The sequence below is a fragment of the Flavobacterium xanthum genome (assembly GCF_900142695.1).
Lineage (GTDB): Bacteria > Bacteroidota > Bacteroidia > Flavobacteriales > Flavobacteriaceae > Flavobacterium > Flavobacterium xanthum.
In genome coordinates, this window is the sequence record NZ_FRBU01000010.1 from 99,009 (window position 1) to 112,444 (window position 13,436).

A 13,436-nucleotide genomic window follows, 5' to 3' on the forward strand; every position below is an offset into this window, starting at 1 on the left:
ACAAGAATGAACAGAAAGAACAAACTTTTATTGATGAAAATTATAAGTTTGTTCTCGGTGGTTCGCGGGTATAATATTCCAATAATTATTCTAGCGCAGTATCTCTCTGCGATATTTATTCTGGCTCCCGAAAAAAGAGCGCTGGACATTCTACTTGATTTTAATTTATTTATACTCGTTTTTGCCTCTTCGCTTACCATTGCTTCGGGATATATTATTAATAATTTTTATGATAGCCAAAAGGATTTAATTAACCGACCTAATAAGTCCATGTTAGATCGATTAGTAAGCCAGAAAACAAAACTAAGTGTGTATTTTACGCTTAATTTTATTGTGGCTTTGATGGCATTATTCGTTTCGTGGCGCGTGTTTTTATTCTTTTCAGGATATATCTTTTTCATTTGGTTTTATTCTCATAAAATAAAAAAATACCCTATTGTAGGAAATCTTACTGCGGCAGTATTGGCAGTTTTGCCTTTTTTTGCGATACTCCTCTACTTTTACACCCGCATTCCCTTTGAAGATATAGAGAATTATAAAAGACAACTTGGAGTTATTTTTTCGCATGCCAGTTTTTTATTTTTATTACTGTTGATTCGGGAAATGATAAAGGACTTAGAAAACCTAAAAGGGGATTTAGCCAATGATTATAAAACGATTCCTATTGTTTACGGCGAAGAGATATCAAAAATAACCATCACGGTATTGACCATTCTGACTGTTTTACCCGTTTATGCTTTGATTGATATTTATGATGTGGGCTATATGGATATTTATTTTTATTCTTGTCTGATTATCTTAATCTTCTTCTTGCTTTACTTGTGGAAATCCAATGCGAAACCACAGTTTTTGCTGCTACACAACGTATTGAAATTCCTTATTGTTGCCGGAGTATTTTGCATTGTCTTGATTAATCCAAGTGTTTTATGGCATGGAAAAAGATTGTTGATGGTTTAATGTTGCCTTTTTCCAAATTATAAAAAGGATAAAAAAACATTCTCGAAATTCTCCTATATTCCCCGATAGGGTAGCCCCGATAGTAGAGAAAATCCTTTCTAGTCCTTAACTTGTTTCAGGATACTGAAACAAGTTAAGGACTAGAAAGATTGAAACGATAGCGGGAAATAGCTCCAAAAAATCATACTAAAATATATTAATTGGCTTATTAACTAGACAGTTAGCGTTTTTATAATTGGTGGTTATTGATTGTCAAGTATATAAATAGTATCTTTGCACAAATTATTGGAATATTATGAATAACAAGGAAGGCAATAATAAGAAAAGTGGTCCAAGAGCAGCTAGCTCAAGACCCAGTTCGAATAAGCCAAAACCTGCCATGCAGAAGCGCGCTCAAGGGCCGAAAAAAGTTAAAGTTACTACTAAAGTTGCCGATATTGCTACTGATAAAGTAGAGAAAAAACCAAATCAAGCACCAAAGAGACCGAAAGTAAAAGACGAAATTCGTTTGAATAAATACATTGCTAATTCAGGTGCGTGCTCGCGTCGTGATGCGGATATTTATATTCAATCCGGGACTGTAAAAGTAAACGGAATTCCTGTTACCGAAATGGGATACATGGTAAAACCAGGTGATGTTGTGAATTTTGACGGGTCTACTTTGACACCGGAGAAAAAAGTATACATCTTACTGAACAAACCTAAAAACTTTACCACTGCGATGGACGAAGGTCAGGAATATCGTAATGTTTTAGAATTGGTAAAAGGTTCTACTACTGCAAAAATTGGTGCAGTTGGGAGAATGGACAAGAATACAACTGGTTTGTTATTGTTCACAAATGATACGGACATGATTCGTAAATTTACATTACCAAGTCAAAAATCATCTAAAATTTACCAAGTTTCACTAGACAAAAACTTGAAATTTGAAGATTTAGAAAAAATAAATAAAGGTTTGACGCTTGACGGACACCGTGTTTTTGTGGAAGATGTAAGCTACATTGAAGGTGAAGCTAAAAGTGAAATTGGATTACAGTTAAGATCATCCAATGTAAAAGTGGTTCGTAATATCTTTGAACATTTCAGTTATGATGTTTTGCGTATTGATAGAGTTTCTTTTGCTGGTTTGACCAAAAAGAATTTGCCAAGAGGAAACTGGAGATTGCTTACTGAACAAGAAATTATCAATTTGAAGAACGTTTAATATTTCTTTGAAATTATACAATGAAATCCCTTTCGCATAGCGAAATGGGATTTTTTTAATTAAAAATTCAATCCTAAATAAGTATGACACCAGAAAAATTACAATCAATTGCTTTTAAATGGTTTGAAACTTTCAATAATAAAGAATTAGAAAAATTACTGTCTTTATATGACGAAGATGCCGTTCATTTTAGTCCAAAATTAAAAATGTATAAACCGGAAAGTAATGGTTTTGTTACCGGTAAAGAAGCATTACGAGAATGGTGGAAAGATGCTTTTGAGCGTTTACCAAGCTTGAATTACAAAGTAAAATCGCTTACTGCCAATGGCGACCGCGTTTTCATGGAATACATCAGAACAGTTACTGGTGAAGAAGATTTATTGGTAGCGGAAGTATTGGACATTAGAGAAGACAAAATAATTGCTTCCCGAGTGTATCACGGATAAAAACCGATTTTGATTAGAAACAAAAACCCCTACGACAATTTATTTATGTCGTAGGGTTTTTGCTTTAGAAGAAAATTATAATTATCCTTTTATTTTTTTAAGGGGTTCTTCTTTTTTGTCCAGACCACGTTTTCTCAACAGCGGCTCAATACTAGGTTCAGCACCACGGAAACGTTTGTACAACACCATCGGATCTTCGGTTCCTCCTTTTTCCAAAACATTCTCACGGAATAATTTGGCTTTTTCTGGATTAAACAAAGTAGTCGTTTTAAACGCTTCAAAAGCATCGGTATCTAAAACTCCTGACCAAATGTAGCTGTAATATCCAGAAGAATATCCTCCAGAGAATATATGACTGAAATACGTGCTTCTATATCTTGGAATAATAGAGGAAATCAAACCAATTTTTGTCATCGCTGCTTTTTCGAAAGCGTTTGCATCAACAGTAATGTCTTTGGTTTGAGAATGGTATTCTAAATCCAACAAAGAAGCTGCAAGGTATTCTGTTGTGGCAAAACCTTGATCAAAAGTTCCTGCTTTTTTCAATTTATTTACTAGTGCTTCTGGAATCACTTCGCCAGTTTTATAATGCTTTGCATACATTTTTAAAACCTCGGGTTCAGCCGCCCAGTTTTCCATAATTTGGGAAGGAAGTTCTACGAAATCTCTAGGAACACTTGTTCCTGCTAAACTTTTGTACGTCACATTCGACAATAATCCGTGTAAGGAATGTCCAAATTCATGGAAGAAAGTCGTCACTTCATCAAAAGTCAAAAGTGCCGGAGCATTTGCTGATGGCTTTGTAAAATTACACACGATAGAAACTACCGGAGCAACACGTTTTCCATCCACCGTTTTCTGACTTCTGTACGAGGTCATCCAAGCACCGCCACGTTTCGATTCACGCGGATGAAAATCCATGTATAGAACACCCAAATGCGTACCATCTTTTTCTAAAACTTCCCAAACGGTTGCGTCTTCGTGGTATTTTGGAACATTAGTCAACGCTTTGAATTGAATTCCGTATAATTTTTCGGTTACTTGAAAAACACCTTTTCTAACATTATCTAAACTAAAATACGGTTTCAATTCTTCTTCGTCAAGATCAAAACGTTCTTTTCTGATTTTCTCTGTATAATATCTCCAATCATACGGTTGAACCGCGCCTTTTATTCCTTCTTTAGCCATCATTTTCTGAATATCGGCGGCTTCTGTTTTGGCAATTTCCAAAGCTGGTTTCCACAAATCATTCAACAGCTTGTTTACATTTTCCGGTGTTTTAGCCATCGATTCCTCCAACACATAATTAGAATGCGATTTAAATCCTAACAATCTCGCTTTTTGCCCACGAAGATTGGCTAAATCTACTGCATTCTTCTTATTATCAAAAGCATCGTCATGGTTGCCTCTGGTTTGGTAGGCATTCCAAATTTGCTTACGCAATTCTCGGTTGGAACTGTATTGCAAAAACGGCATTACACTGGAATTCGAAAGGGTAAAAACCCATTTTCCCTCTTTGCCTTTTGCTTTAGCATCAACAGCGGCAGCATCGATTAATCCCTGTGGCAATCCGGCCAAGTCTTTTTTATTATCAATAACCAACTCGTATGAATTAGTCTCCGCCAAAATATTTTGTCCGTATTTTAAACTGGTCAAAGAAAGATCTCCGTTTATTTTACGTAATATTTCTTTATCCGCATTGGATAAATTAGCACCACTTCGAACGAAATCTTTGTACGCATTATCTAAAATTTTAGCTTGTTCTAAATTTAAGCCTAATGTTTCTTTTTTGTCCCAAAGTGTTTTTACTTTTGAGAATAATTTCTCGTTTAAGTAAATATTATCTCGGTGTGCAGAAAGATTTGGCGCCATTTCTTTGGCAATATTCTGAATTTCTTTATTGGTATTCGCCGAATTCAGATTAGAAAAAACCGTATTCACATTCGATAATAATTCCCCTGCGTTTTCCATAGCAAGAATCGTATTTTCAAAAGTGGCAGGCTGCGTATTATTTGCAATAGCATTAATCTCCGCTTGATGTTTACTGATACCTTCTAAAATAGCGGGTTTAAAATGTTCATTTTTAATTCTGTCGAAAGGCGGCACATTAAACGGCGTGTCATAAGCTTGAAAAAATGGATTCATAGTGGTGTTTTCTTTTTTCTCTTGTGCTTCAATTGTTAGCATATTCCCAATGACTAACAAAATGAAAAAGGATTTTTTTCTCATTTGAGTTTAATTAATTAGAGTCGTAAATTTAGCCGAAATCTATTCAAACTAAGAACTACAGCGGCGCCTTAACTTAATTTTATGAAAAAGAAATAGTACTTTACTAAACCTCTACCTAATCTAGTATAGAAAATTAAAAAAAAAGAATAAATTAGCTAAATCTATAATCAAACATTCATTATGAGAAAAATAACCACTCTTTTCTTTGCAATAACAGGTTCTTTGCTGCTAGTTAATTGCAAATCCGAAGATAAAAAAGAAGATTTTACCAGTTTAACAAAAAACTATTTTGACGACAAAAATGCTTTAGATCCTTTGGGAGCAACGCAAAGTGGTCAAAACCAATACAACGATCAGCTGCAATTTGAGATGACGGACAGTTTTAGAAACTCGCAAGAAGCTTTTTTTGACAAATACCAAACTGCTTTAAATAAAATTGATAAAGAAAACTTATCCGAGGAAGAAAAAAACAGTTACGAAATCATCAAATGGGAAATTGAAATTGGTAAAGATTTATTAAAACAACCTACCAATTTGCTTCCTGTTCATCAATTTTGGGGTACACACCTCACTATGGGACAGTTTGCGGGAGGAACCAGCGCACAACCTTTTAAAACAGAAGAGGATTATACTAATTTCCTACAGCGAATGGATAAATACGCTGTTTGGATAGACTCCGCGATGGTATACATGAAAAAAGGATTAGACAAAGGAGTGGTATTACCAAAATCATTAACGATAAAACTAATTCCACAATTTGCCGAAATGGCTACGCCAAATATTGAAGACAATCTATTTTACTCTTCTATAAAATTAATGCCTGCTTCATTTCCTGACAGCATCAAAGAAGATTTAACGGCAAAATATACAGCGACAATCAATACCAAACTGATTCCGCAGTATAAGAAGATGGCTGATTTTTTGAATAAAGAATACCTTCCTGCTTCCAGAGCAACCAGCGGAATTGGAAGTTTGCCTTTTGGAAAAGAGTTATATGCCGCTTACGTAAAACAGTGGACTACTACTGATATGACTCCAGAAGCCATTCATGAATTAGGACTAAAAGAAGTGGCTCGACTGACTGCCGAAATGGAAAAGGTAAAAACGCAAGTCGGTTTCAAAGGCACATTATTAGAATTCTTTGAGGAGGTTCGAAACAAAAAAGAATTAAAACCCTTTACCAAACCAGAGGAAGTTATTGCTAATTTTCAAAGCATTTACACCCGCATTAAACCGAATGTAGATAAATTATTTGCGTTACAACCTAAAACGAAATTTGAAATCAGACGCACAGAAGCTTTTAGAGAGCAAACAGCTAGTGCGGAATACAACCAAGGAACGGCTGACGGCACACGTCCCGGTATTTTCTATGTGCCAATTCCCGATGTAGCCAATTATAATATGTATGGTGATGAAGATTTGTTTTTGCATGAAGCGATTCCGGGGCATCACTTTCAAATATCCTTACAGCAAGAAAACGAGAGTCTTCCTGATTTTAGAAAATTCAATTGGTTTGGCGCGTATGGCGAAGGTTGGGCTTTGTACACGGAAAGTTTAGGAAAAGAATTGGGTTTGTATCAAGATCCGTATCAGTATTTTGGGATGCTGGGTAATGAAATGCACCGAGCCGTACGATTAGTAGTTGATACCGGATTACATTCTAAAGGGTGGACCAGAGAGCAAGCTATTAAATATTCGTTAGCAAACGAAGCTGAAAGTGAAGCGAGCATAATTCCAGAAATCGAACGCTACATGGCGATTCCGGGGCAAGCATTGTCCTATAAGATTGGTCAGTTAAAGATTATGGAGCTTCGCAAAAAAGCGGAAACTAAGATGGGTACTACATTTGATATTAAGAAATTTCACGAAAAAGTATTAGAGTCTGGCGTAATGCCTTTAGCATTATTAGAAAAGAAAATCAATGCTTGGATTGAGAATAAATAATTATTAAAAGTAGGTATAAAAAAGCTTCTCCATTGAGAAGCATTTTTTATGTGCGGATCATAAATCTTAATAAGATCAATCCACATTCTCAATACTGTATTTTCACTCTTATTGGATATACAATTACATCCAGTAGTTCATTTGCAAAAATTATCGGTTTATCTTGGTGGTTTTCTTGGAAAAATTTTTCAATACTGTTTAGTTTCTCTACTATAATTTCAAAGCGGTTTTCCTTTTTTAATATAAAGTGAAGAAAGAGACCTTATTTAAAAGCTGATTTTTAACGCTTTTAAACCTACTACCAACTTTCAAGACCATTAATTCTAATTTGCTAAAGATATGCTATCAAACAAATAGCAATTTCGTTCCATAGGATAAAAGGCTAACGTCCGTGGACAAACCGTATGAATGTTTCAGTAGTCAAGGCTTACTTCACGTATTTATTTATCATATATTGGGTAATCGGTTTTAACGTTTTATCATTTTCAGGATGAAAACCTGGACCATTAAAAAAATCAAGACGATCTCCATTTTTACAATACCATAAAACGGGTTTATTATGCTTAAAAAAAGTTGTTGTATCCGACACCTCAATTTTTTTAAAACCTAGCATATTTTGATTTATCGGTAGTTTGGAATAGAGGTTTACAATCCCGACTTCTTCAGTTTCACACTCCACCACTTCATAATGGTCTTTTTGCCATTGCATACACGGTTTTTTTGAAAAATACCAATATCCAAAACCACCTAGGACTAAAATCAGAAGCATTGCTGGAATAATTTGCTGTGTCTGTAAAGACCGCATTTGCTTTTTCACCAAGAACGATGATTGAATTATGCTCTCATCCTCACGGTTGTCAATTATTGCCCTTTTATCTTCAACGGTAACTTGGTGCACAACACTATTTTCATTACTGTCAACAAGACTACTCTCTTTTTTTAACGATTCTGTTCTTGAAAATTTAAGATACGGTCTTGGATTAAAATCGACCAATATTGCTGCAATATTCACCGCTTCAATATCAGTTAAATCCGTTTCTCCCTTAAAAAAGGTTTCAATTGGCCTGAATCTATCTGTTTGCTCTTTTAATTTATTGGAGCAATTTGGAAGAAAATCAAATTGAAAAAAAGCAGAAAAGCTTTTTAAATCGTCAGCATTTGCCTCGTTTTTAAATAACTCGCCACACAATTTCCTCAATTTAGCGCGAGAAGGATTTAGCAAAAAACTGGAATGACTTCCCCTTTTTTCTCTCTCATACTTCAATTGAATAGCTGCTTTATAATCTTCTAAAGTATTTTTCACCATAAGCTTACAGGAATTTTTAGGAATTATCAGGAATCCTTCGTCATACTGGGAATCATAGGAATTCCGTATCAATTTTACTTCAGAAGCATCAGTACTTTGCCTCAGAATTAGTTGTTGTTCTATTTCGCGATACGAGCAAATGTACAAAACTACTTCTATAAAAGTGACGCTATACCGAACAGAATTTTTATTCCGGGAAGTATAATTAAACGGTTCTGTACTAGCTCACTTTACTTCCCGAAACCAAAACAAACTGTTCTCATTTTACTGGTTTGGCCACTACTAATTATTCGATTACAGCTATCGAACAGCCAAACCTATGTCCAATTTTTAACAATTACAATCATGAAAAAAATATTTTTTGTAGCTATTGTTGTAGTATCAGGTTTAACAATGGTGTCCTGTGATACTGAAGCAATTGAGGGTTCAACGCCACAATCAAAAGAAAATAATACAATTTCTTTCGCTAATTCCAGTTCAGCCAATGCTAGTGATGATGGACCGGGTAATGACATAATTATCATAACACCTCCAAAAAACCCAAAATTATAAGTTACTATTACTAATTAAATACTAATTTCGGGGAAAGTTACTTTATATGGTGCGTTCCCCGATTTTTATTTTACTGTTTTTACTTTTAATTTTTTCTTGTCAAAAGCCTTTAAATACAGTTTGTGTTAGTTCTACAAAACAAGTAAGCCCAAAAAAAATACAAGCCCAAAAATTCTCAACATTAGCTGATTCCTTTTATGGAAATAATAAATTAGATAGTGCTTTCTATTATTATTTAAAATCTACAGTACTATTTAAAGAGGAAGGCAGTGATACTTATATTGCCTATAATCTTATTGCAATGGCTCAAATCCAACAGACTTCAGGAGATTATTATAGCAGTGAAGAAACGTTGACTGAGGCTTTACCCTATATAAATAATGAGTTGCAATACCGAATGGCCTCAAATAATTTATTTGGGATTGCAGCACAAGAACTGATGAATTACGATGACGCCATCATCTATTTTACTTCAATTTTAAAAACAGCAAACGATTCCATATCCAGAGTGACGGCTTTTAACAACATCGCTACTGTTTATATGGAGCAAAAAAAGTATGGAAAAGCTATTGCTCTTTTAAAGCCAATTTTAAAATCGAATGTTTTAGATACCTTACTGTATAAAAAAGCCAGAATTATTGACAATCTGGGATTTGCTTATTATAAAGACAATGCTATACCAAAAGGACTAGCTCTAATGAATCAGGGATTAGCAATTAGAAAAAAAATTAACGATTCTTATGGAAGCATTGAAAGCTATTTGCATTTAGCTGATTTTTATAAAGATCGAGATTATCAAAAATCGAAGGAGAATGCATTGCAGGCTTATAAGGTAGCCACAAAGTATCAAAGTATCGATGAACGATTGGAGGCATTAGAACTCTTAATGTCTTACAATTTAGAAAAAGGAGTAAATAATTATGCTACTCTGTTCATAAATCTTAATGATAGCATCAAAAAGGTACGCAACAATGCTACTAATCAATTTGCAAAAATTAAATATGATTCCAGAGAAGCGACTTTAAAAAATATAAAATATAAACGGCAAAGAGCAGAAACCCTTTTGCAACTTGAAACGCAAAAAAACCAAAAGTACTTGCTCAGTTTTGGATTAGTTGTACTACTTGGCGGAATCGGTTTTCTTATCCACTATTTTAGAAATAAAAATAAACGAGAGCTATTAGTAGCAAGTTACAATACTGAAACTCGAATTTCAAAACAACTCCATGATGAACTCGCTAATGATGTTTTTTATGCGATGACTTTTGCCGAAACGCAAGATTTATTAAACCCAATAAAAAAAGAAACGCTATTAGACAATCTTGATAAAATATACGTTAGAACACGAGATTTCTCTAAGGAGAATAGCACTATAGAAACAGGAGAACGTTTTGAACACAATCTAAAACAAATGCTTAGTAATTATAAAAATGACAGTGTTGAAGTTATTATAAAAAATGGAAATTCAATAGATTGGTCAAAAATCGAAAACGAAAAAAAGATCGCAATACAAAGGGTATTGCAAGAGCTCATGGTCAATATGAAAAAATACAGCCAAGCCAATTTTGTGATCATTGGGTTTGATAGCGATCAGAATAATGTGATAATTGACTATTCAGATAATGGGGTGGGCTTCACGGAAAAACTAATTTTAAAAAATGGACTTCAAAATGCGGAAAACCGCATTCAGGCAGTAAAAGGAACACTTATGTTCGATTCTCAAATCAATAAAGGTTTCAAAGCTAAAATTTTACTTCCTAAATAATTTAACAAAAATAGGTTCACAAAAGTTTTAATTGCGATTGATATCGATTTTAATAATGTGGGTGCGGCTTAAATACTCCAAGAACTCGATGTTCCCGACATTCAATATGCAAAATATTGTGATGAAGCTTTGTTAAAAATTAAAAAAGCACATATTGATGGTACTCCTTTTCAACTGCGATTTAAAAATGCTGACAAATTTACCTTTTGCCGTTTGCAAATTCTTTCCTGCTTCTTTTCACTTACTGCGTTTATTCTTCATACCCTGTTCAATTTCCTTAACTTGTGTATCGAAGTCGGCAGACGACAAAGTCTCTTAATTTTATCGAAAGTTGTGTCGGTTCTGAAAATCCGTCCTTTGAAATCTAACTTTGTTTGCCTGAAATCATAAACCCAAAAAGTTCTCCCTTTTAGAATAATTTAAGTTTAAATAGGTGCTCTAGGGCACAGGTTTAGGAAAGAGTGTTGTTTTTTGGGGAACACACAAAACAAAAAAGACTTAAAAAACTGATAATCAGCTATTTAAGTCTTAATGTTTGTGCGGATAATAGGACTCGAACCTACACGCCTTGCGGCACCAGATCCTAAGTCTGGCATGTCTACCAATTTCACCATATCCGCGCAATTGTGGGTGCAAAGATACACTTAACTTCCAATTTTCAAAACAATTTAGACAAAAAATATTCATACTCTTTTTTGTACTTTTGGAATATAAACAAATTTCACCTAATGGAAAATATTAAAGCATACGTTCAAGAACACAAAGATCGCTTTATCAATGAGTTAATCGAATTATTAAAAATCCCATCCGTGAGTGCCGACACTGCGTACTCACATGATGTTTTTGCAACTGCTGATGCCGTAAAGGCCAGTTTAGAGAAAGCGGGCTGTGATTTTGTCGAAATTTGCGACACTCCAGGTTATCCAATCGTATATGGCGAGAAAATTATTGATCCCAACTTGCCTACCGTTTTGGTCTACGGACATTATGATGTACAACCACCAGATCCAGTCGAATTATGGACTTCTCCACCTTTTGAACCGGTAATCAAGAAAACCGAAATTCATCCTGAAGGCGCTATTTTTGCCCGTGGTGCTTGTGATGACAAAGGCCAAATGTATATGCACGTAAAAGCATTAGAATATATGGTTCAATCCAATACTTTGCCGTGTAATGTGAAATTCATGATTGAAGGCGAAGAAGAAATTGGTTCCAAAAGTTTGAGCTGGTTTGTTGAACGCAATCAGGAAAAACTAAAAAACGATGTGATTTTAATTTCTGATACTGGAATGATTTCTAATCAGCAGCCGTCAATTACAACAGGATTGCGTGGATTAAGCTATGTAGAAGTCGAAGTTACGGGACCAAACCGGGACTTACATTCTGGATTGTATGGCGGAGCCGTTGCTAATCCAATCAATGTGTTGGCTAAAATGATTGCTTCGCTTCATGATGAAAACAACCACATTACTATTCCTGGTTTCTATGATAATGTCGAAGAATTATCCTTAGAAGAAAGAGCTGAAATGGCCAAAGCGCCTTTCAATCTTGAAAATTATAAAAAAGCAATCGACTTAAATGACGTTTATGGCGAAAAAGGCTATGTCACTAACGAACGCAACTCCATTCGTCCTACACTGGATGTAAACGGAATCTGGGGTGGCTACACTGGCGAAGGTGCTAAAACAGTTATTGCAAGCAAAGCTTTCGCCAAAATTTCGATGCGTTTGGTTCCTAATCAAGATTGGGAACAAATCACCGAATTGTTTACCAAACACTTCACCAGCATCGCTCCTGCTGGCGTAACTGTACTTGTAAAACCACATCATGGCGGACAAGGTTACGTAACCCCAATAGACAGCATTGGCTACAAAGCCGCCAACATGGCGTATACTGAAACCTTTGGTGTACCAGCCATTCCGGTGCGTTCTGGAGGAAGTATTCCAATCGTTGCGTTATTCGAAAAAGAACTGAAAAGCAAAACTATTTTGATGGGATTTGGTCTGGATAGCGATGCCATTCACTCGCCAAACGAACATTTCGGGATCTTTAATTACCTCAAAGGAATTGAAACCATTCCGTTGTTTTATAAATATTTCGTGGAGTTGACAAAATAATAAGTATCGATAACGTCAGTTCGAGTTTTTTTGTGAATAGAAAGGGAACAAACTTCTCGATACGCTGCGCTACTCGAAGTGACATACATAATAATACTAATCCGCTCTACACAGGGCGGATTTTTTTTTGGGCGTTCCCATGTTGCAGCAAGCCCTACGAAGATTCACAACCTTCCAAGCAACAAGGGCGGGCTTTCCGTTACAATCTTTTTACCCGCCGAAAAGGCGGACAAAAAGGATTTCCACTGCAATCCCTAACGCAAGCCCTCGATAATTTTCCTAGCCCAATAATTTAAGAAAAGCTGCGAATCTGCGGTTATTTTTCTCACCACAAATCAAGCCATTCAATCCATGAAAATTCTGTGAATCTGTGGCTAATTTTTACACCAAGACTACACCAAGTGATAAAATAAAAAATTTGCGAATTTGCGGCGTTCACTTTTACGCCACTAATGCACCAATTATTGAATCAAATGAGAAATCTGTGAATCTGTGGCTAATTTTCACACCACGACTACAGCAAGTGATCAAATAAAAAATTTGCGAATTTGCGGCGTTCACTTTTACGCCACTAATGCACCAATTATTGAATCAAATAAAAAATCTGTGAATCTGTGGCTAATTTTCACACCAAGACTACACCAAGTACTCAAATAAAAAATTTGCGAATTTGCGGTGTTCACTTTTACGCCACTAATGCACCAATTATTGAATCAAATAAAAAATCTGTGAATCTGTGGCTAATTTTCACACCAAGACTACACCAAGTACTCAAATAAAAAATTTGCGAATTTGCGGCGTTCACTTTTACGCCACTAATGCACCAATTATTGAATCAAATAAAAAATCTGTGAATCTGTGGCTAATTTTTACACCAAGACTACACCAAGTACTCAAATAAAAAATTTGCGAATTT

The 13,436-nt window shown here is 35.1% G+C and carries 9 protein-coding genes and 1 tRNA gene; 7 read left to right on the top strand and 3 right to left on the bottom strand.

Annotation, left to right across the window (positions count from 1 at the left end; all coding sequences use genetic code 11):
• The first annotated feature begins 33 nt into the window (after positions 1 to 33).
• From BUC11_RS06240 to BUC11_RS06250, 3 genes are all read left to right on the top strand, one after another.
• The gene (locus BUC11_RS06240) at positions 34 to 957 is read left to right on the top strand and encodes a geranylgeranylglycerol-phosphate geranylgeranyltransferase (protein ID WP_245793786.1); all 924 of its coding nucleotides are present in this window, start codon (positions 34 to 36) and stop codon (positions 955 to 957) included.
• Positions 958 to 1,252: 295 nt separating this feature from the next.
• Positions 1,253 to 2,161, top strand: a complete 909-nt coding sequence (locus tag BUC11_RS06245; RefSeq protein ID WP_073352808.1) for a pseudouridine synthase — start codon at positions 1,253 to 1,255, stop codon at positions 2,159 to 2,161.
• Between the two features lie 83 nt (positions 2,162 to 2,244).
• Entirely contained in the window at positions 2,245 to 2,607 is a 363-nt protein-coding gene (locus tag BUC11_RS06250) for a nuclear transport factor 2 family protein (RefSeq protein ID WP_073352809.1), read from the top strand.
• An 81-nt stretch (positions 2,608 to 2,688) separates the two neighbouring features.
• Here BUC11_RS06250 and BUC11_RS06255 read toward each other — a convergent pair whose 3' ends face one another.
• The gene (locus BUC11_RS06255) at positions 2,689 to 4,836 is read right to left on the bottom strand and encodes a M3 family metallopeptidase (RefSeq protein WP_073352810.1); all 2,148 of its coding nucleotides are present in this window, start codon (positions 4,834 to 4,836) and stop codon (positions 2,689 to 2,691) included.
• A 180-nt stretch (positions 4,837 to 5,016) separates the two neighbouring features.
• Here BUC11_RS06255 and BUC11_RS06260 point away from each other — a divergent pair, with 180 nt between their 5' ends.
• Positions 5,017 to 6,780, top strand: a complete 1,764-nt coding sequence (locus BUC11_RS06260; protein ID WP_073352811.1) for a DUF885 domain-containing protein — start codon at positions 5,017 to 5,019, stop codon at positions 6,778 to 6,780.
• A 427-nt stretch (positions 6,781 to 7,207) separates the two neighbouring features.
• Here the strand turns inward: BUC11_RS06260 and BUC11_RS06265 are convergent, their stop codons facing one another.
• Entirely contained in the window at positions 7,208 to 8,086 is an 879-nt protein-coding gene (locus BUC11_RS06265) for a hypothetical protein (protein ID WP_139259432.1), read from the bottom strand.
• A gap of 345 nt (positions 8,087 to 8,431) precedes the next feature.
• Here BUC11_RS06265 and BUC11_RS06270 point away from each other — a divergent pair, with 345 nt between their 5' ends.
• Together BUC11_RS06270 and BUC11_RS06275 are read left to right on the top strand one after the other, a co-directional pair.
• Positions 8,432 to 8,638, top strand: coding sequence for a hypothetical protein (locus tag BUC11_RS06270; RefSeq protein ID WP_073352813.1), 207 nt, complete (start codon positions 8,432 to 8,434; stop codon positions 8,636 to 8,638).
• A 46-nt stretch (positions 8,639 to 8,684) separates the two neighbouring features.
• Positions 8,685 to 10,403 carry a tetratricopeptide repeat-containing sensor histidine kinase gene (locus BUC11_RS06275; RefSeq protein WP_073352814.1) on the top strand — a complete coding sequence of 573 codons (1,719 nt, stop codon included), beginning with the start codon at positions 8,685 to 8,687 and terminating at the stop codon, positions 10,401 to 10,403.
• 538 nt (positions 10,404 to 10,941) lie between these two features.
• Here the strand turns inward: BUC11_RS06275 and BUC11_RS06280 are convergent.
• Positions 10,942 to 11,023: transfer RNA gene (locus tag BUC11_RS06280), tRNA-Leu, on the bottom strand.
• Between the two features lie 108 nt (positions 11,024 to 11,131).
• Here BUC11_RS06280 and BUC11_RS06285 point away from each other — a divergent pair.
• The gene (locus tag BUC11_RS06285; RefSeq protein ID WP_073352815.1) at positions 11,132 to 12,520 is read left to right on the top strand and encodes a dipeptidase; all 1,389 of its coding nucleotides are present in this window, start codon (positions 11,132 to 11,134) and stop codon (positions 12,518 to 12,520) included.
• Positions 12,521 to 13,436: the final 916 nt, after the last annotated feature.